Origin of the sequence: Xanthobacter cornucopiae, from assembly GCF_043195065.2 — a bacterium.
In the GTDB taxonomy this organism is placed as follows: Bacteria; Pseudomonadota; Alphaproteobacteria; order Rhizobiales; family Xanthobacteraceae; genus Xanthobacter.
Window position 1 is genome coordinate 4,402,090 of record NZ_CM195531.1, and the last position, 20,125, is coordinate 4,422,214.

The following is a 20,125-nucleotide window of genomic DNA, read 5'->3' on the forward strand; positions in this document are numbered from 1 at the left end:
GATGAAGGCGTAAAGAGCCGGCCCCGGCATCGGGCGGCGCGGGGGAAGCGGACCGGGGGCGATGATCGCGGATGGCCGGCGCGGCCATCCGCTCTCGCGCGATCGGCCGGCCCGTTCCTCGCGAGCACGGCCGGACGCTGGCGAGGCCATGCCATGGTGTCCTGCCGCGGTGTCGTGCCGTGGTGTCCTGCCGCGCGCGCTCATGGCGCCGCCGCCGCGCGGCTGGCCAGCCAGTCGGCGCCCACCAGCGCTTCCAGCAGCTTGCGGTCCTCGCGCGCGGCCTCGGTGTCGCTGGCGGCCGGCCGGGGCGCGCTGAGGGCATCGCGGGCCGCCGATCGCGCCTTTTCGCCGTCGCCCAGGCCGGAGTACGCAAAGGCCTGCGCGCGCAGGATGCGCCGCGCAAGGTCCCGATCCGCCTTTACCCGCAGGCGGGCGCGTTCCAGCAGGGTCGAGAGGGTGCGCACAGTGTTGCCGTCCGGCGCGTAATAGGCCTCCAGATTGGCCAGCCCCAGCCGGTCGGCGATCGCCTTGCTCTCGCCGTCCAGCACCGGATTGCTGCGCGCGAGCACATGGGTGTCGTAGACGGCGCGGGCATCCTCCATGCGGCCGAGGGCGGCATAGAGGCCGGCGAGGTCGCGGGCCGGCGCGACGATCATCCAGCTGTCGCCCTTGCCCGCGGCCGCGAGGCGCGCGATGGCGCCCTCGCCGAGGCGTACCGCCAGATCCGCGTTCCCGTCGTCGAAGGCGATGAAGGCGCGTTTCAGATCGAGCCGGACCTCGGCGGAGAGGCCAATGTCGCCTCCGGTCTCGCGCAGCCTCTGCGCCTCGGCGACCAGCGCGCGGACGAGGCCGGCGTCGGTCTGGTCCAGGGCCATGTCCAGCAGCAGCTCCACGCGCCGGGTTTCCTCGCCGGGCTGGACAGCCACGATCTCATAGGCCTCCCGCGTGAGCCGCGCCGAAAGCGCCGGGTTCGTGGGCGCGACGATGCTCGCGCGCGCGGACAGCAGGTTCACCAGCGCATCGGTCCGCCCCTGCGGCGCGGCGCGGATCTCGCGGATCGCCTCTTCCGCCAGCGCATCGGCGCGGGCGCTGTCGCCCCACCACACCTCCACGGCATTGACCCAGGCGCCGCGCGCCGCATCGTGCCGCGGGTCGCTCGCGGGCAGGCGGCGCGCCAGCCGGCCCATGAATTCCAGCGCGGCGGGATAGCTCGGGAAGACATAGTCCTCCACCCCGGCATATGCGACGGCGGTGAGGCGCTCGACGGTGTCGAACGTGGCAAGGTCGATGGCCGCGATCTGGCGTTCCACTTCCGCCCATTGGGCGGCGGCGCGGCGCGGCAGATCGCTCCCCGCGGCGATGCGCGCGCTCTCGATCCGCAGCAGCGCGGCGGCGAGGTGTCGCTGCAGCACCTGCGGGTCGGTGGCCGACAGCGACGGGCCCGTCTCGCCGAGGCCCGCCAGCAGCACCTTGCGCTGAAGCGCCATCATGCGTCGCCCCAGTTCCGGCGCGCCGGCGCGGACGGCCCGCCGGGCGATGTGGCCGCATGTCTGCGCCAGCTCCGGGTCGTGGTGTCCGAGGTCGATGGCGGCGCGGGCGGCGCGGGCGCCGACCAGCGCGGCGGACGTCACCTCGCCGATGGAGGCGAGATAGTTGGCGATCAGCTCGGCGCTGGCGCGCAGCTGCGGATCTGCGGCGTCCCGATGCAGCAGGCGCACCACCAGCAGGTCGCGGGCCGCATCGTAGCGATCGGCCCGCAGCGCCGCGCGGGCGACATCGCTGACGAGGCGGGCGAGGATCGCGTCCGCCAGGACGTCGTCGCCGCGCGCGAGGGCGAGATCGGCGCTCCTGCGGCACACGGCCATCTGCGCCGCCTCCAGCCCGGCATGTCCCACGCAGTCTTCCGGCCGCGCCAGCGGCAGGGCGCTCCGCGCCGCCGCGTTCCGCGCGGCGGTGCCGGCGAGGAGGTCGAGCTTCCGCACGTCGTCCGCGTCGATGCGCCCGCCCTGCGCCAGCGCTTCGGCCCGGCGCAGGAACAGGAGGGCGAGTTCGGGCCGTCCGTCGCCCAGCAGGCGCTGGCCCATGAGCGCGGCGGCCTTCGCCTCCAGGTCCTCCATGCCGGCGGAGGGCGGGCCGGCGTGGCGCGACCCCCGGGCCGCCGCCAGCACCTGGGCCAGCACCTGGGCCAGCGCGTAGATCTGGCCGTCGCGCCGGTCGTGGCGGCGTTGGGCCTCCGCCAGGGAGAATTCGGCGAGCACCGTATCGGGGGCGTCCAGAGGCGCGACCAGATAGCTCAGGATCGCCGAATGAGCATTGCCTTCGACCTCGGCGGCGGGATCATTCACCTCGTGGCCGGCATATCCGATCAGGTCGTAGAGCCGGATCAACAGGTCCGCGCGGCCTTCATCCTCCAGCGGGCCGCGCAGGGTCTCCAGCAGCGCCCGGGCCGCGTCGGGCTGGCCTGTGTCCAGCAGCCGGTAGGCGGTGTTCAGTCGCTCAACGAGCTCCGGCGCCGGGGACTGCGCCGCGCCGGCCCGAGCCGTGGCGGGGAGGGCGAGAAGGAGGCCGGCGACCATCGCCGGGGCGAGGCGGAGGAGGGTCCTCACCGGCCTTCCCCCACCATGACGAAGGGCGCCCAGATCGCCGGATGCGCCAGCGTCGGGTCGGTGGCGTCGGCGATCAATGCGAGGGTGGCGCGGCGGAACGCCTCCGCCTTGGCGAGCCCGGGCTCGTCCCGAATGGCGGCGAGGGTGGCGGTGGTCAGCCGCGCCGCGGCGTCGTCCCGTACCGGCCAATGGGACACCAGCAGCGTGCGCGCGCCGGCATAGAAGAAGGCCCGCGCCAGGCCCGAGAGGCCGTCCGCGCCCGGGGTGCCGTCGCCGCCGGCGGTGTTGCAGGCGGACAGGATCACCCAATCGGCCGCGAGCTTGAGCCGCGCGGCTTCCGAGGCGGTCAGAAGGCCGTCGTCCGCGCCGTCCGCCGCCGGTGGCGTGAAGACCAGCGCCGGCTCCGACAGGCCCGGGATGTCCCCGGCGAGGAGGCCATGGGTGGCGAAGGCCAGCACCCGATAGCGGGACAGGTCCGCCGTCATCACCGCGGTCTTGGTGGCCGCGGCTCCCACCTGCACCGCGTCGGCCGGGGCGCCCAGCGCCGCGGCCAGACGGCGCAGCTCGCCCTCGGTCTGCGGCAGCGGCGCCAGGCCGCGCACGGTTTCCAGATCGATCCGCCCGCCGCGCAGCAGGGCGCCCGCCACATCCGGCGCGGCCGAGGCGAGCTGCGCCGCCGGATGGCGCCCGCCCAGCAGCGGGGCACCGTATCCCCGGAACGGCAGCGGCGCCGGGGCGCCGGGGGCGGCGCGCAGCGCCCTGAGCCCCGACACGGACGGCAGGGTGACGAGGCCCTGCCGCCGGATCAGCCACGCCGTCTCCCGCAGGGCGCCGGCGTCGCTATCCTCGCCCGGCGGCGGCGCGGTCACCAGCAAGGCGAACGGGAGCGCGTCGAAGGGCCGGTCGGCGACGATGAAGATACGCTCGCGCGGCGCCAGCAGGCGGTCGAGCGGGGCGAGGATCTGGCGGAACAGATCATGGGCGCTCGCCCGGCTGAAGCCCGCCGGCCTGCTGGCGGCGATGTTCTCGCCGGCCACGTCGGTGTCGCCGAAATCGCGCAGGGCGGAGCGGGTGACGGCGACGGCGGCGGGGTCCAGGCCGGCGCGCAGCGCCTTCACCCGCGCCATCAGCGCCTCGCGCGGCAGCGGCACGCGGTGCCAGTCTGCCGCGTCCCGGGTCACCGCCCACACGAAGGTGTCGCGGGTGCCGACGAACACCAGGACCAGCGCTTCGTCCGCCCCGAGCAGGCCTTGGGTCGTGGCGATGGAGACCGGCTGCGGCTGGGAGAGTTCGGCATAGGCGGGAAAACGCGCGGCGATGTCGCGGTCGCTGTCGGCGATGCGCGCCTGAAGCGCGTGCGCCTCGGCGCGGCGCGCCTCCACGTCGGTGTCGGCCCCGGCGCCGCTTCCCGCCAGGCTGAGCGCCTTGACCAGCGCCCGGTCCGCGTTTTTCCAGGCCGCGACAAGGTCCTGTCGCTGGCGCACCAGCCGGGCGAGTTCGTCGGAGCCGGCCGAAAAGCGCACCCCGAGTTGCGCAAGGGCCATGCTGGCGGAGGTGAGCATCGCCGTCTGCGCCGCCTGGAAGGCCTCATCGCGCAGGTGCGTCGGCCCGGGCAATGGCGGCGCCGGCTGCGCACCGGCGGGGGGGACGAGGCCGAGCGCGCAGGCCCCCAGGAGGCAGGCACCCAGGAGGGTGAGCCGGAACAGGAGGCGCATCAGCGGCTCGCCTCCGGCGGCAGCAGGTCGAGGCTGAACTGGCGCGCCACGATCGAGCCCGCCGCTCCGTCCTCCCCCTCGAACGGATTGGCGGCGCGCAGCCCCGGCGCGACCAGCGCGGCGCGGCTCAGCAGATGGAGGAAGGGCCGCTGGCCGCTGTCGCGCAGGGCGCCGGCCGCAGCGGCGGCCACGTCGCGCTGGACCAGGTGGCACAGCGACGGCGGGATGCCGCCGGTGCGCGGCAGGGCGAAGACGAGGATGCGATGCAGGCCGGTCTGCGAGGGGCCGTCCTTGCCCCATGTCCGCAGCGTCGTGCGCAGCACCAGGGGGCCGGAAGCGCGGGCCGGCAGGGTGGCGATGCAGCCGTTCTGGCGCCAAGCGCGCACCGGCACGTCGATGCCCCCCAGGGGATCGAGGAGGAAGATGCCGAGGTCGATGTCGCGCTCCGAGCGGTTGGCGATGGTGAGGCGCGCCGTGTCGCAATGGGCAAGCGGCGCCGCTACTCCGCTGTCGACCGGCGCGGGGGCGGCCGGGCGCGCGGCGGGGGCGCAGTCGCGCCGAGGGTCGGCAAGCCGGTCGGGATCGGTCTCGCGGATGAGATCGAGGCTGATCTCGACCTCGCCCGAGGCCGCGCCCATGCCCTGGTCGATGACGCTGGCGAGGCGCACCAGATTGGCGGCGCGGGCGAATGCGGCCAGCGCCTGCCGCAGACGGTCCGGCTCGCCATCCGCGGGGAGGGAGGCGCTGCGGCCATAAGCGCGCGGGTCCCGGACGAGGCGCCCGCCGTCCGGCACCAGCCAGAGCCGCCCGTCGCCCAGATGCAGGGTGAGGTCCGCGGGCTGGCCGGGCGCCACCAGCTCCACGCCGAGCGCGGGCGCGCCCGCCGCCGGCTCCAGGGCCTGGGCGACGGCCTGGGCGACGGCCTGGGCGACGGCCTGGGCCGCCTCGGGCGGCGCCACATTGGCCACCCGGAAACGGAAGGCGACGCCGGGGTGTTCCACCTGCGCCCACAATGTTTCCTGCCCGGTGGCGCGGCCGGGCGGCAGGTCGGACGACAGGTCGGCGAGCGGCACCCGGCTTTCGCCGGCACCGGTCCCGGACACGCGGGTCCTGCCAAGCGGTCGCGCGTCCGCCAGCGGGCCATCGAACACCGCGATCTCGGCGCCGTCATCGAATCCCTGGAGCGCGCCGGCCTCGATCACCAGCTCCGCGCCCTCGCGGCGCGTGGCGAAGCGTGGCGGACCGGCCGGAGCGGAGCCGGGCAGGCGGCGGTCCAGGTCGCCCTCGAACACCGGGAGCGGGGCATGGGCGAGCTGCGCCGCCGCCGCCATGTCGAGGGAGATCAGGCGGGCGAGGTCGCGGAAGGTGGCCGCCCGTCCGCTCTCCAGGGCGCGCAGCAGGTGCCAGCTGAAGACACCGAAGGTGGCCTGCCCCGCGCCGTCCGCGCCGGGCTTCTCGATCAGGCCGGCAGCCGGGGCCGGGTAGGCGCGCTCGATGGCCGGGGTCCAGGAATCCACGGCGAAGAAGGCCACCAGCGCTCCGGTCTCCTCCCTCGCCTGCGCGTCCGCCTCCCGTCGCGCGCCGCCGCGCATCGGGGCCCGGGTGGGTGGGCGCGGCGACGGACCGGCCACGCCGGTTCCAGCCGGCGGCACGCCCAGCACGCCGGCATCGACGCCGCGCGCCGCGTCCGCCGCGCGCGTGACGGTACCGGCGTGACAGGCATCGACCACGACGAACACGGTGGCGCCCGTCGCCCGGATGCGGTCGAGGGCCGCCCCCAGCTCGTTGTCGACGATGGCGTTGCGGATGGTGCGGGCGGCCGGGTCATAGCGGCCGGCATCCTTCGGCAGCAGCACCTGATCGCGTCCGCCGGCCTCCGGCAGGGCCGTCTCGACAGGGGCGGCCTCCGGCTGGGTGGTGCCGTGGCCGGAGAAGTGAAACACCACCATGTCGCCGGGGCCCGCCCGGTCGGCGAGGCGGGCCAGTTCTTCCACGATGGCGGCGCGGGTCGGCGCGGCGCGCGGGCGGGGCACGTCCGCCGCCTGGGGGAGTCCTTCGGCCAGCACGGCGATGTCGTCCGCCTCGAAGCCGTGCCGGGACAGGTGGCGCCACAGCTGGATCACATCGTTGCGCGGCCCGGAGAGGGGGCGGATCGTCGGCTCGTCGTAATCGGCGACGCCGACCAGCAGGGCCAGATTGCGCGCCGCCGCCATCTGCGGAAGGAGCAGCCCCAGCGCCAGCACGAGACAGGCCAGCCCGCCGCCCGCGCACCGTCGCGCCGGCGGATGCGGCCTCTCCTGCCCGCGCAGGGCGCAATGAGCCCGACGCGGTCTCAACAGGCGCCTCGACGATGTCTCCGCCACCCCCCCATGGCCCGGTGGGCCTCCCTGATTGCCGCGACTATAGGCTGTCGAAGGACGGCCCGAAAGTGGCGCCGGCCTGCACCCTGGCGGGTCAGTCGCGGCAGGCGGCGAGCTTCCACAGGCCATCGGGCGGCACGAAGCGCCGCCCGTCGCGCTTCCACGCCCAGAACGCCTTTGACAGGCCGGGCAATTGCACCAGCGGCGGCGCCTTGGGGGGCGGCTCGCCCCGTGGGTCCATCCGCTTCAGGTCGTCGCCAAAATAATAGAGCAGCGACGCGGGCGCCGTGCTCGCGTCGAGCCGCTTTCCTGTTTCCCTCGCCTTGCCTTTGCCCTTGTCCTTGCCGCCCGGCGGCAGCAGCATGAAGACGTGGGTGGCGCTGAAGCCGGGCGGTTCGGCGATGCCGAATTCGGCGGCGAGGCCCTGGCGGTTTTCGGCGAGGCGCAGCACCCAGGGCCGGTCGGCGGAGGGATCGGGCCTGAGGGGATGGGTGATTTCCCACGCATTGCTGACGCCTTCCGGTGCGCTCCAGTCGTCGTCGGCGTCGAGCGGGGTATAGACAGCTTTGTCGAGCGCGCAGTCGAGCGCGGCCGCGGGGAGCGTGGCGACGAGCGTGAGGACGGCGGCGCAGGCGGCTCGGATCATGTCTCGACCTCGTTCACGTCATGCGCGAGGATAGGCGAGCGCGCGGGGACGGCAGGGCGAGACAAATACGGATGAGCGGCGACGTCATCAAGGATGTGGAGGCGCTGGCGGCGATCCGGGTGGATCGCCAGACCGTGGACCGGCTGGCCGCGCGCGGAGTGATCGGCGCCGCGGCGCGCGATGCCGCGCTCGCCATGATCGAGCCGCCGCGGCGATGGGGGCTTTGGGCCGGGCGCCTGCTCGGCACGGCGGGTGTCGCGCTCGTGCTCTCCGGCATCATCTATTTCTTCGCCTTCAACTGGACCCGCATCCCGCCCTTCACCCGGCTTGGCATCGTCGCCGCGATGATCGCCGCCGCGTGCCTCACGGTGGTCGTCACCGGCTTCGGGCGGCGCGTCTCGGAGATGGCCGCCGCCGCGGCGGTCACCCTCGTGGGTGTGTTCCTGGCCGTGATGGGCCAGATCTACCAGACCGGCGCCGATGCCTGGACGCTGTTCGCGGCCTGGGCCGGGCTCACCCTCGCCTGGGCTCTGCTGGCGGCATCCGCCGCCACCTGGACGGTGTGGATCGCCGTCGCCGCGCTCGCCCTTGTCACGGGGTGGGACCAGACCCAGCCGGCGGACGCCGCCTTCCACGCCGGGCGCAATCTCAGCCTGATGGTCCTGTTCGGTGGTGCGCTGCTCGGCCGCGAGGTGCTGGCCGCGCGCGGCGCTGTCTGGCCGGCGGCGCGCTGGACACGGTTCGTTCTCGGCCTCCCGCTGCTGGCGGCGATGGTGCAGCTGGCCATCATCCTGCTGGAGGCCTTCGGTGGCTTCGGCCCCGCCGAGTGGGCGGCGGCTGCCCTCATTTTCCTTGGCCTCGCGGCGATGGGGGTGGTGTACCGGCGCCTCGTCCCTGATCTCGCCATGCTGGCGGCGGTGGCGCTCGCCGTTTGCGTCATCGCTGATTTCGCCCTGTTCCGGTTGCTGGCCGCCGGCGGCAGGCGGGCCGACATCGGCACCTATTTCCTCATGGGCGTCGCCACGCTCGTTCTGTTCGCGGCCGCCGTCGCATGGCTGCGGGCCGCGTCGCGACGATTGGAGGCGCTGTGATGGCACGCCCGTCCGTCGATGCGGCAACCCTCATCGCCGCCTGGACCGCCTCCGGCGCGCTGCCCCCCGAGGCGGAGGGCGCGGTGGTCGCGGCGATCCGCGCCACCGCCGCCGAAGAGCGTCCGCCGCTGCATCTGAAGATCCTGGCTGGCGTCGGCACCTTTCTGGCCACCGCCTTCTTCCTCGCTTTCCTCCTGGTCGCGCAGCTGATCGCGTTCGACAGCGGCGGCGGCCTGCTCTCCTGGGGTCTTGCTTTCATCGCCGCCGGCATCGCGCTGTCCCTCGCTCTGCCGCGTGCCCCGGCAGGCATGGGCCGCGACGCGCTCGCGCAGACCGCCTTCACCGCCTTGGCGCTGGGCAAGGTGATGAGTGTCATCGGCATCCTCCTCCTCGTCGGCGACGACACGCCATGGGTGCCCACCGCCGCCATCCTCTCCGTCACGGTCATCACCTATCCGGTGTCCGCCACCTCGCTGGATCGGGTGCTCTCGCCCTACGCGGCCGGCGTGGCGGCGGTGGTGGAGATCCTCTCGCGGCAGGGCTCCGGCGCCGATCCCAGCCTGGCCATTGCCGTCCTGTTCACCCTGGCGGCGGCGATCGCAGGAGCGCTGCTTCTCTCCCACCGGGTGCCGCTGGCGCTTCGGCCCATCGGCATCGCGGCCCTTGCTCTCATGGGCACCCTCGTGTGCCTCCTCGCCGCCGGCCAGGATGCCGGGGCGTGGGCGAATGGGCGGCCGCTGGACCCGCGCCCCATCGAGGCGGTGCTCACCCTCGCCCTCATGGGGGTGATCGGCTGGGCGGCGGGCGGGCGCGCCCGGCTGGTGCGTCCGCCGCTCATCGCGGCGATGGGCGGGGCGATCATCCTGGGTCTGGCAGGCGCGCCGGGCATCAGCTTCGCGCTGCTCGTGCTGGTGCTCGGCCATGCGCTGCATGACGTGCCGCTGCGGGTGGCCGGCAGTCTGGCCCTGCCGGTGTTCCTGGTGCTCTGGTATTACGGGCGCGACATGACCTTCCTTGAGAAGTCCGTCACCTTGGTGGGAACCGGGCTGCTGCTGCTGGCGGGCCAGGCGATCCTCGTCCGCGCCGGCTGGGACCGGGAGGAGGCGCCGTGAAGCCCGGCATCCGGCGCGCGCTGTTTCTCGCGGCGGGTCTTGCCGTTCTGGCCGCGCTGGGCTGGAGCGTGCGCGATCTGGAAGTCCTTCGCGCCTCCGGCGAGGTGGTTCTCCTGGAGCTTGCACCGGCCGATCCGCGCTCGCTGATGCAGGGCGATTACATGCGCCTGGCCTATGCGCTGGAGCGCCAGGCCATCAGCCTCGATGCTCCGGCCGGAACCATCATCCTCGCCCTCGACGCGCGCCGCGTCGGCAGCTTCCGGCGCACGGGGGGCCACGGCGCGCCCGGCCCCGGCGAAGTGGCCTTCCAGGTGGAGCGCGCGGCGGATGGCGTGGCGATCGAGCCGCGCTCCTTTTTGTTCCAGGAGGGGCACGCCGACCTCTATGCGCGGGCCCGCTATGGCATCTTCCGGGTCGACCGGAACGGGCGCCACCTGCTCGTCGGCCTCGCCGATGCCGACGCGCGGACGATCGAGCCGCGCTGACGCCGGCCGCGCAGCCCCGCCGGCCTATTCCCCTTTTCCGGCCGAACCGCGGATGCCCAGTCTCCACACTGTCCAGGCGATGCCGGCGGCCACCGCCAGGCCCGCCGCGCCGAGCAGCCAGCGGGGTGCATCGAGCCAGGGCCGCAGCACGCCGCCGCGCTCCGCCGCCACCACGATGGCCGTCGCCAAGAGATAGACGATGGCGGCAGTCCACGTCTTCGCCCGCCCGGCCGCGTCCGGTTCGTCGTGCGGGTCGAGGTAGCGCGGCGCCACGACGCCGAGATAGACCACCTGCTGGATCGCTCCGAGCACGAACAGGACGGCGGCCACGTCCAGCAGCAGGACCAGGGCCAGCCCGCCGGTTCCGATCAGCACCGAGCCAGCGGCGAGCCAGGTTTCGCGGGCCCGTTCCGCGGGATGGGGCGCGGTGCCCATGATGGCGGCATAGGTCGCGTCCGCCATTGCCGAGGCGGCCAGCGAACGCACCACCACGACGCCGCTCAGCACATAGAACAGGCCGAGGAGGCGCAGGGCGGTTTCAACAACGATGGGCACGTGGGCCACCTTTCAAGCGAGCCGAACCGATTACAGCAGGGCGGACGAGACGGCGGAAACCAGCCAGCGGCCTTCCGGCGTGCGCCGGAAGCACAGGCCCCAGGCGGCGGGATCGCGCACATCCGTTTCCCGTACGGCGCCGACACGGCCGGACGGCAGGCGGACGCCCCGCCACCCCTCCGGCAGGTCGTCCATCTCGCCCTGAAGGTAGATCAGGCCCGGCTTCAGGGTGCCGATCACCGGCGCGGCCGGGGCCGCCGAGGCATGGACCGGGGCGGCGGCCGGCGCATGAAGTCCGCGCGAGCCGTCATCGATCCGCGCGCCGGCCGCAGCCTCCCAGCGCAGGCCCCGGTAGGTGCAGATGGCCCCTTTCAACAGCGGGTCCCGGCCCCATTCGGGATGCGCGCTCGCCGCCGCGAGGGTCTCGAACGCCTGCGCAGCCGCCCGCGTCACCGGCATGGGCGTGCCGGCCGACGGCACGTCGCCCTCCAGGACGGCGCCGCCGATCGCCTCCAGCGCGGTGTCCGCGTCAGGCCACGGGCCTTTCGTCTCCAGGTCGCGGCGCGCTGCTGGCGTGAGGCCGGACGTGACCACGGATATCCGGTCGGCGATCAGGGCGAACACCGCCTGGGCGTCCCGCGCGCTGGCTGCCGCGTGCAGCTGCCGCACCGTGGCGATGAGGTCCGGCGGCGGGGCCACCGGCGCGCCCACCTCCGCCGTAACCGGCCGATAGGCCCGCGCGCCCGCGCCGACGGCGCCGACAAGGCCGCCGGCCAAGCCGGTGCAGACGGCGGCGAGGCCGAGGAGGAGCGGAGGGATCGGGACGCGGGGCATGGGCTGGAGCTCGGGCGGGCGGAAGGACGAACATGGCCTTGATCGCCATGCCCAAGGAAAGGTGGTGTCGTCAAGTTGGCCAACGCCAGGCCGTGCCTCAAGGGCCTCGCGATTGGCGTGCGCCGTCTGTCCGTGGATGGCCGGGGGCGATGCGATCCCTTCCGCGAGGTTCGGGACAGATTGATCAGAGCCAGAAGGCGACGGCGGCTGGGCTGCAGATGGCCGAGAAGAGGGGGCGAGCGCATCGGTCGCAGCGGGTGCCGATGGGGCGCCAATCTTTCAGCTTGGCGAACAGGTTCTCGATCTCGTGGCGCTGGCGGTAGAGAGAGGGCCTTGTCATGGGCACTGGGCGGCTTGTGGCTGCGCGACGAGGGAAGGCCAGTCCATGGCCCAACTGAGTGAGGCAGGGGAGCGGACTGGCTTCGTCCCCGCTCAATCCTCGCGGGAGGATTCCCAATCTTCGGTCAGGCGATCAACCGGTGTGAAGTCGGTGTATGGACAGAGCCGGTCTCGGAAGTCTCAAGCGGCCTGGTCTTTTGTGATTCACCTTCGGCAGGGGCGAGATGCCATGACGCCGCAGGCACCGATGCAGTGACGAGCGCGTCAGGCGCGGGATAATGTCCTTCAGGGCAGGACACATCGTCCGGCGGCCGGTGGGCCTCGACCCTGCGGGCGACGATCGCAGCCTTTTCGAGCGCGGACAGCACGGAGCCTTGCCGCTCCTCGGGGCCCATCGGCATGCTTGGGGCATGTTTCCAGAACCATGAAAACGCGAATGTCCTCCGGCGGGCCCTGCCTCGTGCGGATGAGTGTGCTGGCCAGAAGGTCTTCGCAGCCATGCTCCTTGAGGGCAACCGTGACAGCTGCGTCGTGGTCGGGCTGTCCGGTGGCGAGGCGCGAGCGTCCCTTGTCGGTCAAGGCCCTGTCAGCGCCGCACTTGTCGTCCGGGCAAAGATCACGAGCAGTCGGCCCGCCACGCTCCAGGCGCTCCCCCATCTGCGAGACCGAGCTTAAAGTGCAGTCCTGCTCGACGAACAGAAACTGGCCGCGTGACTCAAACCAAAATGCCTCCGGGAAACACGGGGCGGTTCAGTTGCGAGCCTGCTCCATTTCGTTAATGTGAGGTCTATGGTCGAGGCGGGAAAGCGCGGCTTGGTCTATGGCCGGCGTCTATGGCCGGCCACACACAAGTAGTTTATGCAACGGTAAATCATACTCCGGATGTTGAGAGCTGCCAATGGTTGTCGTTTCGGACAAGATCCTCAGGGTCATCGCCCCATTCGGAAAGCCTGCGACCACCGCTGAGCTCTCCAAGCTGTCGCTCCAGGAGCAGGCTCTGGAGAGAAAAATCCGTGAAATGAAAGCCTCCTCCCGCCCGGGCGAGGCAAGCTTTGAGCCGGAGATACAAAAGCTCAAAGATGCTCTTAGAGCAGTTCAGAAGAAAATCGAACCACTTAAGGATCAGCTTGAGGAGTTGAAAGCGCAGGAGGACACGGAAGCCGAGGCGCGGGCCGCCGCGCGAGAGACCGCCTTGCGCAAGGGGGAAAATCCCTACACTCAACTCTTGAAGATTGATCTAACGTCCATCGGCAAGAAATAGGGTCTCAAGGTTCTCCACGGCGTGGGGCCGGGAATTCCATCCCTACGGATCCGGCCTCGTTCTTGCCGACCCCCGCTCTACGTGTTTGATCCCAGGTTTTGCTGGTGCAGTCTTTTTGCAGGACAGGAAGGATGCGCTCTGGGCCAGGTTCTGCACGGGTGCGCCACGACGACAGAGGCGGTCCGTCGAGCGATACAAGAGAGTCAAGAGCGCCTGAGGGCGCTGGCGAAGCGCTACGGGATCAACCCGAAAACCGTCGCCAAATGGAAGAAGCGGACGTCCTGTGCGGACCTGCCAATCGGACCGAATACCATCGGCCCCGGTCTTCGACCGGTGCCAAGTGGGTCCGCTCACGCGCCGCGCGGGCTTGACCAAAGGCGCCGAGGTCGAGCGTTCTGGCACCGGAGGAAGAGGCGATCATCGTCGCCTTCCGCCGGCATACGTTGCTGCCGCTTGACGACTGCCTTTACGCCTTGCAGGCCACGATCCCTCATTTGACGCGATCGTCCCTGCACCGCTGCCTGCACCGCCACGGCATCTCAAGATTGCCGCAAGTCGAGGGCGAAACACCGGCAAAAAAGAAGTTCAAATCCTATCCCATCGGCTTCTTCCACATCGACATTGCCGAAGTGCAGACGGCCGAAGGCAAACTCTATCTCCATGTGGCCATCGACCGGACAGCGAAACTCGTCTTCGTCCAGCTGGCCGACAAAGCCAACACGGCGACGGCACGGGCGTTTCTTGACGCCCTGGTCGCGACTGTTCCCTACAGGATCGAGAGTGTTCTGACCGACACCGGCATCCAGTTCGCGGACCTGCCCAAGACCCGTACCGGCCCGACGGCCATGTGGCGAGGTCATCCGTTCGATCGCGCCTGTCAGGCCCATGGCATCGAGCATCGGCTCACCAAGGTGAAGCACCCCTGGACCAATGGACAGGTGGAACGCATGAACCGCACCATCAAGGAGGCCACGGTCAAGCGCTTCCACTATGACGAGCACCAGCAACTGGAAACCCATCTCCAAGGCTTTGTGGCGGCCTACAATTTCGCCCGACGCCTCAAGACCCTCCGGGGCCTCACCCCCTACGAATTCATCTGCAAATCCTGGACAAACGAGCCCGAACGATTCACCCTCAATCCACTCCAGCAAATGCCGGGACTAAATACCTAGCGCCCCCAACCGATCGCCGCCCGGGTGGCGGGCTCACCCCTGCTTGGCCCCGTTCATCAGGGCGACGACCTGCGCCGCCGCCCGCTCGCCCGACTGCCACGCCCCGCTGACCGTGCCCCACAGGCTCTCGTGGGCGTGTTCGCCGGCAAACACCAGGCGTCCCGCCACCACCTCCAGGAACGCCCGGCGCAGCGCCCCGGCGCCGGGCGTGGCGCAGGACATGGAGCCAAGGGCGAACGGCGCCTTGCCCCACTGGGTGTGATGCACGCGGCCGATGCGCCGGGCGGCGTCGGCACCGAACTCGCGGGTGATGGCCTCCACCAGCACCGCGCGCACCGCCGCCGGCTGCGCCTCCTCCAGGTCCTCGGCGAACTGGCCGCCCACCTCCAGGCTGAACAGCGAGGTGCCGGCGAGGCGCGCCTGGAGCGCGTAGCCGTGCCCGCCCTCGGTGCGGAAATGGATGATTTCCCCCGGTCCGAGCGCCCCCGGCGCGCCCGGCCACTCGAAGGCGATGTGGTCATAGGTGCCGAGGGTGATCCGCTCCACCGCCGCGCGGGCTCGCGCCGGCAGCAGCGCAATCCGCAGCTTGCCGGCGGCGATGACGCTCGGCGGCACCGCCACGATGACGTAGCGCGCCGTCAGGTTGCCGCGGCCGGTGGACACCACCACGCGCCGCCCCCCAAGCTCGATGCTGCGCGCGGCCGTGTCGAGCTGCACCGCGAGCGGCGCCGCGAGGCTCGCGACCAGCGCCCCGAGCCCCTGGCGGCAAATCTCGTCCACACCCCGATCCTCGGCATGGGCGACATCCACGGTGGACACCTGCGCCAGATCCTTGGCGCGCAGAAAGGGGCCGGCCACGAACTGGGCCGAGGCCGACCACGCGCCAAGATCCGGCACCACCCGGGCCGCCGGCAGGTCGCGCCCGGCGTCGCCGGCGGCGACGATGGCCCGCTCGGCCCGGCGCACGGCACCGACGAAATCCTCATAGTCCGGGTCCGACGCTTCCTTGCCGCCGAGGTAGAGCCGCCCCGCCTCCGGCGCGCGGGCGATGTCGAACCCGGCCGCCCGGCCGAGCCCCGGAAGCGCAGTGGCGCCGGGAAAGTGCAGGCGATTGGCCCCCATGTCGAAGGCCACGCCGAACACCGCAGTGTCGGTATAGGTGCGCCCGCCCACCCGCTGGGCGGCCTCGATGAGGGCATAGCCGATGCCCGCCTCGGCCAGCTTGCGCGCGGCGGCAATACCCGCCGCCCCGGCGCCGATGACGATGACATCCGGCTGGCTCACCTGCCCCAAGGCGCCATAGGGCACGCCGGCCACGGCCAGCGCCGCGCCCGCCTTCAACAGGCGGCGGCGATCGAGCGGGCGCGCCAGGGCGCGGGCAAGCGGATCTGGGGGCAGCTTGGACACGGCGGCACGCTAGCACGCCATCCGCCCCCAGGCGAGAGGCGCCGGCGGCCCGCCCGGTCCACCGCCCACCGCCCCCTGAGTGGCGCCCGAGGGCGCGGAGAGGACAACCGGGAACCACGAGCCAAGGGACGCGCCCCCATTTTATCCCATCGGTCCCGGTCTTCGGCCGCTGCCAAATGGGTTCGCTCAAGCCCCGCGCGGGCTTGGCCAAAGGCCCAGGCGGCAAGCTCGCGGGCCTTTGGCCTTACGTTCAGGCCTTGCGCTCGGCGACGAAGCGGGCGGCCTCCGCCAGGATGGTGCCGCGCGCGCCGAACGGCGCCAGCGCCGCCTGGGCCTCCGCCACCAGCCGCGCCAGCTCCTCCCGGGCCGCAGGCAGGCCAAGGGACGACACCAGCGTGCCCTTGCCGGCCGCCTGGTCCTTGCCCACCTTCTTGCCTACCGCGTCGGCATCGCCCTCCACGTCGAGAATGTCGTCGGCGATCTGGAACGCCGCGCCCAGCGCCCGGCCATAGGCGGCGAGGGCCGCCGCCGCCTCAGGCCCGGCGCCGCCGAGGACGCCCCCCGCTTCCACGGCCACCGCCAGCAGCGCGCCGGTCTTCATCGCCTGGAGCCGGCGGATGTCCGCGACGCCGAGCGCCAGCGGGCGGCCGCCGTCGAAGCGCCCCTCGGCGGCAAGGTCCAGCATCTGCCCGCCCACCATGCCGCCGAGCCCGGCCCCGCGCGCGAGGCGCCGCACCAGTTCCACACGCACCCGCGCGTCGGGATGGGCGTCTTCGCCGGCCAGCAGGTCGAAGGCGAGGGTGAGCAGGCCGTCGCCGGCCAGGATCGCGCTCGCCTCGTCGAACGCCTTGTGCACGGTGGGCCGGCCGCGCCGCAGGTCGTCGTCGTCCATGGCCGGCAGGTCGTCATGGATCAGGGAATAGCAGTGCACGCATTCCACTGCCGCCGCCACGGTAACGGCTTCCGCCACGGCGCGCCCGAACAGGGCGGCCCCCTCGATCACCAGGAACGGGCGCAGCCGCTTGCCGCCGCCGAGAGCGCCGTGGCGCATGGCGGCCAATAGCCGCGGCGGACGCGCTCCTTCCCCCGGCGCCGGGGTGTCGGCGAGGGCTTCGGCGAGACGCGCCTCGGTCGCGGCGGCGGCGGCATCGAGGCGGAGGACGAGCGATGGGGTCACGGGAGGCCTTCGGACAGGACGGGAGCGGCCGGAGGGAGCCGGAACGGAACCCCGCACCCGCCTCCCCCGTTGACGTGCCGACCCGGGTGCCTCAACCAGGGAGCAAGGTCAAGCGGCCGCTCGGATCGCTCCGGCCACTCCCATGCGCCGCCGCGCCCGAGGCCGGCCGGACCGGCGCCGGACTCACGACGCAGGGCCCTCGATGATTCGCTTCCTGTCGCAAGTGGCGGTGGCGCTCCTCGCCATCCCCGTCACCCTGTCGGTGCTGTACAACTTCAGCAATCCGGCCTCCACGCTCATGCTCCACCGGCTGGCCACCGGGCAGAGGGTGGAGCGCGTATGGACGCCTTTGTCGGAGGTGTCGCCGGCCCTGGTGCGCACCGTGGTCGCCTCCGAGGATGCCCGCTTCTGCACCCACAACGGCATCGACATCACCGAGATGCGCAACGTGGTGGAGAAGGCGGACGACCTGGAAGACCTCCGCGGCACCTCCACCATCACCATGCAGGTGGTGAAGAACCTGTTCCTGTGGCAGCGGCCGGAAATTCCCCGCAAGGTGCTGGAAGTTCCGCTCGCCCTGTGGCTGGACCTGGTGATGAGCAAGCAGCGCATCCTGGAAATCTATCTGAACATCGCCGAATGGGGCCCAAACGGCACCTTCGGCGTCGGCGCCGCCGCCCGCGACCAATTCGGGCTGGCGCCGTCCCGGCTCAACGCCGACCAGGCGGCCCGGCTCGCGGTGATGCTGCCCAATCCCGCGCGCCGCAGCGCCGGCGCGCCCAGCCCGGGCATGTCCCGCCTCGCCGACCGGCTTCAGGCTCGGGTGCCGCGCGAGCCACCGGACATGGTGGCCTGCGTGCGCCTCCACGGCTAGGCGCGGCCCCGGGCACCGGCCGGCCGGAGCGCCCCCGCAGCGGCGGCCTCGATTCACGCGAAAGCGGCCCGGCGGCGCGGGTGAGCTTGATTGTGCCTCGTTTTGACGCCACATGGGCGCAAGGAGACCCCGCCCCATGTCCGACGCCCCCCTCGCGCAGACGCCCCGCCCCCCCCTCAGCCCGATCCTGAAGATCGGCCTGGAGGTCGGCCCGCTGGTGCTGTTCTTCGCCGCCAATGCCTATGGCGGCATCTATGTGGCGACCGGCGCGTTCATGGTGGCGACGCTGGTGGCGCTGGCGCTGATGTGGGTGCTCGCGCGGCGCATCGCCGTGATGCCGCTGGTGTCGGCGCTGGTGGTGGTGGTGTTCGGCACCCTGACCTTGTGGCTGCAGGACGAGCATTTCATCAAGCTCAAGCCCACCCTGGTGAATGCCGCCTTCGGCGTGCTGCTGCTCGGCGGCCTGGCCATCAAGAAGCCGCTGCTGCCCTATGTGTTCGACGGCATGGTCAAGCTGACGGACGCCGGTTGGCGGACGCTCACCATCCGCTGGGGCGTCTTCTTCCTGGTGATGGCGGTGGTGAACGAAGCGGTCTGGCGCCTGTTTTCCACCGACACCTGGGTGGCGTTCAAGACATTCGGCTACCTCCCCCTGACCTTTGCCTTCGCCATGGCCCAGGCCCCGCTCATGGCCCGGTACGAATTGAAGGACGACGCGGAGGATCTCCCGCGACAGAATTGAGCGCGCGCCCCGCCAACGCGGTTGACGGCGGCGCCCGAGATCCGCATAAGCCGTTCAGAGGACGTGGAATGCTGACGAAAAAAGGCAAATACGGACTGAAGGCGGCCGTTCACCTGGCGCGCCTGCCGGTGGGCTCGTCCACCCAGGTGGCCGACATCGCCGAGGCCAACAACATCCCGAAGAAATTCCTGGATGTGATCCTGGGCGAGCTGCGCAATGCCGGCTTCCTGGCCAGCAAGAAGGGCAAGCTCGGCGGCTACCGTCTCGCCAAGGCGGCGGAGGACATCGTCGTCGGCGACATGATCCGCGCCCTCGACGGGCCGCTGGCGCCGTTCGCCTGCGCCAGCCGCAACGCCTACGAGCCGTGCGAGGACTGCGACGTCAGCACCTGCGAGGTGCGCCTGCTGATGGTGCGGGTGCGCGATGCCATCGGCACCGTGCTCGATGCCACCACACTCGCCCAGATGCGCGACCTGTCCCAGGAAGCCCTCGGCTCCTTCGTGGACTATATCTGACCGACGCGATCAGACGCGCGCACCCGCCCGGCGGGCGCGCGTCTATTGCTGCGCGGCCAGGAAGGTCCTGAAGCGCGCCAGCGCCACCGCGAAGAACAGCATGCCGATGGCGAAGGTCGCCAGGAACCGCGGCCACACCGTCTCCAGGCCCGCGCCGCGATAGAGGATGGCCTGGGCGAAGGCGACGAACTGGGTGGAAGGCGAGGCCTGCATGGCGGTCTGCAGCCATTGCGGCATGCTTTCCAGCGGCGTGAAACCGCCCGACAGCATGTTCATGGGCAGAACGATGAGGAAGAACAAAAGCCCGAACTGCGGCATGGAGCCGGACAGGGTGCCGAGGAAGATGCCCAGCGCCGCCGTGAAGAAGAGATAGAGCGCCGCGCCCGCCAGGAACAGCGGCACCGAGCCGGCGATCTGCATGCCCATCACCCCCTGCAGCACCACCACGATGCTGAAGAAGGCCCCGACCAGGATCACCGCGCCATTCGCCAGGATCTTGGCCAGCATGATCTCCGACGGCCGCAGCGGCAGCACCAGCAGATGCTCCAGCGTACCGTGCTCACGCTCGCGGATCAGCGCCGCTCCCGCCAGCAGCACCGACAGCATGGTGATGTTGGTGATGAGGCCCATGGTGCCGGTGAACCAAGAGGATTCGAGCCCCTGGTTGAAGGCGACGCGGATCTTCAGCTCCGCCGGCGATGACGTGTCCCGGCCGGTGCGGGACACGAAGCGGTTCACCTCCTGCTGGAAGATGCCGGCCATGTCGGTGGCGCCGAGGCCCGCCTGCATCAGGGCGGTGGCGTCGATGAGCAGTTGCACCGTCGGCGCCCGCCCCGCCAGCACGTCGGACTGGAAATTGGGCGGCACATTCAGCACGAACGTGTAGCGGGCGGCATCCATGCCGGCGTCCGCCTCCCGCGGTTCCAGGGCCACCGGGGCCTGGAACCGCGGCGGCAGCAGGGCGTCGAGGATGGCGTGGGACAGGGCCGAATTATCCTCGTCGATGACGCCGACGGTGGCCCGGTTGAGATCGTGCTTCATGCCATTGGCCTGGATGTAGATGGCGGCCGTGAATGCATAGAGCACCAGCACCAGCAACGCCCGGTCCCGCCAGAGGCTGATCAGCTCCTTCACCAGGAGATGCCGGATATTGCTCGCCCGCGCCGCGAGCCCGGCGGCGGGGCCCCGGCGCGGGCGAGGGACGACGGGTGTGTCGGGACCGGGCTGCGCCATA

General features: G+C 71.8%; 17 protein-coding genes and 2 pseudogenes. 8 read left to right on the forward strand and 11 right to left on the reverse strand.

The genetic code is table 11. The features are described 5' to 3' along the window. Nucleotides 1–200: 200 nt before the first annotated feature. From V5F53_RS19310 to V5F53_RS19325, 4 genes are all read right to left on the reverse strand, one after another. On the reverse strand, nt 201–2,606 hold the full coding sequence (locus tag V5F53_RS19310; protein WP_393997515.1) for a hypothetical protein: 2,406 nt from the start codon (nt 2,604–2,606) through the stop codon (nt 201–203). After that, nucleotides 2,603–4,321 (reverse strand): CHAT domain-containing protein, encoded by a 1,719-nt coding sequence (locus tag V5F53_RS19315; RefSeq protein ID WP_393997514.1) that lies wholly within the window; start codon nt 4,319–4,321, stop codon nt 2,603–2,605. The genes V5F53_RS19310 and V5F53_RS19315 overlap by 4 nt, the downstream gene beginning before the upstream one ends. Further along, nucleotides 4,321–6,657 carry a caspase family protein gene (locus tag V5F53_RS19320; protein ID WP_393997513.1) on the reverse strand — a complete coding sequence of 779 codons (2,337 nt, stop codon included), beginning with the start codon at nt 6,655–6,657 and terminating at the stop codon, nt 4,321–4,323. Before V5F53_RS19320 ends, V5F53_RS19315 begins: the two co-directional genes overlap by 1 nt. A gap of 118 nt (nt 6,658–6,775) precedes the next feature. Next, the gene (locus V5F53_RS19325; RefSeq protein ID WP_393997512.1) at nt 6,776–7,327 is read right to left on the reverse strand and encodes a hypothetical protein; all 552 of its coding nucleotides are present in this window, start codon (nt 7,325–7,327) and stop codon (nt 6,776–6,778) included. Between the two features lie 71 nt (nt 7,328–7,398). Here V5F53_RS19325 and V5F53_RS19330 point away from each other — a divergent pair, with 71 nt between their 5' ends. Genes V5F53_RS19330 through V5F53_RS19340 form a run of 3 tightly spaced genes read left to right on the forward strand, consistent with a single transcriptional unit; the run spans nt 7,399 to nt 10,015 of the window. Beyond that, complete coding sequence (locus V5F53_RS19330) at nt 7,399–8,418, forward strand: DUF2157 domain-containing protein (RefSeq protein ID WP_393997511.1); 1,020 nt, start codon at nt 7,399–7,401, stop codon at nt 8,416–8,418. Next, nucleotides 8,418–9,530, forward strand: a complete 1,113-nt coding sequence (locus tag V5F53_RS19335; RefSeq protein ID WP_393997510.1) for a DUF4401 domain-containing protein — start codon at nt 8,418–8,420, stop codon at nt 9,528–9,530. The genes V5F53_RS19330 and V5F53_RS19335 overlap by 1 nt, the downstream gene beginning before the upstream one ends. Next, on the forward strand, nt 9,527–10,015 hold the full coding sequence (locus V5F53_RS19340) for a GDYXXLXY domain-containing protein (RefSeq protein ID WP_393997509.1): 489 nt from the start codon (nt 9,527–9,529) through the stop codon (nt 10,013–10,015). The genes V5F53_RS19335 and V5F53_RS19340 overlap by 4 nt, the downstream gene beginning before the upstream one ends. A gap of 24 nt (nt 10,016–10,039) precedes the next feature. Here the strand turns inward: V5F53_RS19340 and V5F53_RS19345 are convergent, their stop codons facing one another. From V5F53_RS19345 to V5F53_RS19360, 4 genes and pseudogenes are all read right to left on the reverse strand, one after another. After that, nucleotides 10,040–10,570 carry a hypothetical protein gene (locus tag V5F53_RS19345; protein WP_393997508.1) on the reverse strand — a complete coding sequence of 177 codons (531 nt, stop codon included), beginning with the start codon at nt 10,568–10,570 and terminating at the stop codon, nt 10,040–10,042. A gap of 30 nt (nt 10,571–10,600) precedes the next feature. Continuing rightward, the gene (locus tag V5F53_RS19350; RefSeq protein ID WP_393997507.1) at nt 10,601–11,404 is read right to left on the reverse strand and encodes a hypothetical protein; all 804 of its coding nucleotides are present in this window, start codon (nt 11,402–11,404) and stop codon (nt 10,601–10,603) included. Nucleotides 11,405–11,588: 184 nt separating this feature from the next. Then, the gene (locus V5F53_RS19355) at nt 11,589–11,744 is read right to left on the reverse strand and encodes a hypothetical protein (RefSeq protein ID WP_393997506.1); all 156 of its coding nucleotides are present in this window, start codon (nt 11,742–11,744) and stop codon (nt 11,589–11,591) included. Nucleotides 11,745–11,921: 177 nt separating this feature from the next. Beyond that, nucleotides 11,922–12,162: pseudogene (locus tag V5F53_RS19360) on the reverse strand (IS481 family transposase); the annotation flags it as partial. Nucleotides 12,163–12,641: 479 nt separating this feature from the next. On the opposite strand from V5F53_RS19360, the gene V5F53_RS19365 reads away from it, so the two are divergent. Beyond that, nucleotides 12,642–13,004, forward strand: a complete 363-nt coding sequence (locus tag V5F53_RS19365; RefSeq protein ID WP_393997505.1) for a hypothetical protein — start codon at nt 12,642–12,644, stop codon at nt 13,002–13,004. A gap of 138 nt (nt 13,005–13,142) precedes the next feature. Next, a pseudogene (locus tag V5F53_RS19370) lies at nt 13,143–14,176 on the forward strand (IS481 family transposase). A gap of 33 nt (nt 14,177–14,209) precedes the next feature. Here the strand turns inward: V5F53_RS19370 and V5F53_RS19375 are convergent. Together V5F53_RS19375 and V5F53_RS19380 are read right to left on the reverse strand one after the other, a co-directional pair. Further along, a complete protein-coding gene (locus V5F53_RS19375; RefSeq protein ID WP_393997504.1) occupies nt 14,210–15,583 on the reverse strand; it encodes a flavin monoamine oxidase family protein in 1,374 nt (457 codons plus the stop codon). 250 nt (nt 15,584–15,833) lie between these two features. Further along, complete coding sequence (locus V5F53_RS19380; protein WP_393997503.1) at nt 15,834–16,760, reverse strand: farnesyl diphosphate synthase; 927 nt, start codon at nt 16,758–16,760, stop codon at nt 15,834–15,836. Nucleotides 16,761–16,962: 202 nt separating this feature from the next. On the opposite strand from V5F53_RS19380, the gene V5F53_RS19385 reads away from it, so the two are divergent. From V5F53_RS19385 to V5F53_RS19395, 3 genes are all read left to right on the forward strand, one after another. Beyond that, complete coding sequence (locus V5F53_RS19385) at nt 16,963–17,634, forward strand: biosynthetic peptidoglycan transglycosylase (RefSeq protein WP_393997502.1); 672 nt, start codon at nt 16,963–16,965, stop codon at nt 17,632–17,634. A gap of 136 nt (nt 17,635–17,770) precedes the next feature. Further along, entirely contained in the window at nt 17,771–18,376 is a 606-nt protein-coding gene (locus tag V5F53_RS19390) for a septation protein A (protein WP_393997501.1), read from the forward strand. Nucleotides 18,377–18,444: 68 nt separating this feature from the next. Beyond that, nucleotides 18,445–18,891, forward strand: a complete 447-nt coding sequence (locus tag V5F53_RS19395; protein ID WP_393997500.1) for an RrF2 family transcriptional regulator — start codon at nt 18,445–18,447, stop codon at nt 18,889–18,891. A 42-nt stretch (nt 18,892–18,933) separates the two neighbouring features. Here the strand turns inward: V5F53_RS19395 and V5F53_RS19400 are convergent, their stop codons facing one another. Continuing rightward, entirely contained in the window at nt 18,934–20,124 is a 1,191-nt protein-coding gene (locus V5F53_RS19400) for an ABC transporter permease (RefSeq protein ID WP_393997499.1), read from the reverse strand. Nucleotide 20,125: the final 1 nt, after the last annotated feature.

Excerpts from the sequence above, each read along its gene's own strand:
- V5F53_RS19335 (WP_393997510.1), top strand. The coding sequence starts at position 8,418 with ATGGCACGCCCGTCCGTCGATGCGGCAACCCTCATCGCCGCCTGGACC.
- V5F53_RS19365 (WP_393997505.1), top strand. The coding sequence starts at position 12,642 with ATGGTTGTCGTTTCGGACAAGATCCTCAGGGTCATCGCCCCATTCGGA.
- V5F53_RS19385 (WP_393997502.1), top strand. The coding sequence starts at position 16,963 with ATGATTCGCTTCCTGTCGCAAGTGGCGGTGGCGCTCCTCGCCATCCCC.
- V5F53_RS19315 (WP_393997514.1), bottom strand. The coding sequence starts at position 4,321 with ATGCGCCTCCTGTTCCGGCTCACCCTCCTGGGTGCCTGCCTCCTGGGG.
- V5F53_RS19390 (WP_393997501.1), top strand. The coding sequence starts at position 17,771 with ATGTCCGACGCCCCCCTCGCGCAGACGCCCCGCCCCCCCCTCAGCCCG.
- V5F53_RS19350 (WP_393997507.1), bottom strand. The coding sequence starts at position 11,404 with ATGCCCCGCGTCCCGATCCCTCCGCTCCTCCTCGGCCTCGCCGCCGTC.
- V5F53_RS19325 (WP_393997512.1), bottom strand. The coding sequence starts at position 7,327 with ATGATCCGAGCCGCCTGCGCCGCCGTCCTCACGCTCGTCGCCACGCTC.
- V5F53_RS19400 (WP_393997499.1), bottom strand. The coding sequence starts at position 20,124 with ATGGCGCAGCCCGGTCCCGACACACCCGTCGTCCCTCGCCCGCGCCGG.
- V5F53_RS19355 (WP_393997506.1), bottom strand. The coding sequence starts at position 11,744 with ATGACAAGGCCCTCTCTCTACCGCCAGCGCCACGAGATCGAGAACCTG.
- V5F53_RS19395 (WP_393997500.1), top strand. The coding sequence starts at position 18,445 with ATGCTGACGAAAAAAGGCAAATACGGACTGAAGGCGGCCGTTCACCTG.
- V5F53_RS19330 (WP_393997511.1), top strand. The coding sequence starts at position 7,399 with ATGAGCGGCGACGTCATCAAGGATGTGGAGGCGCTGGCGGCGATCCGG.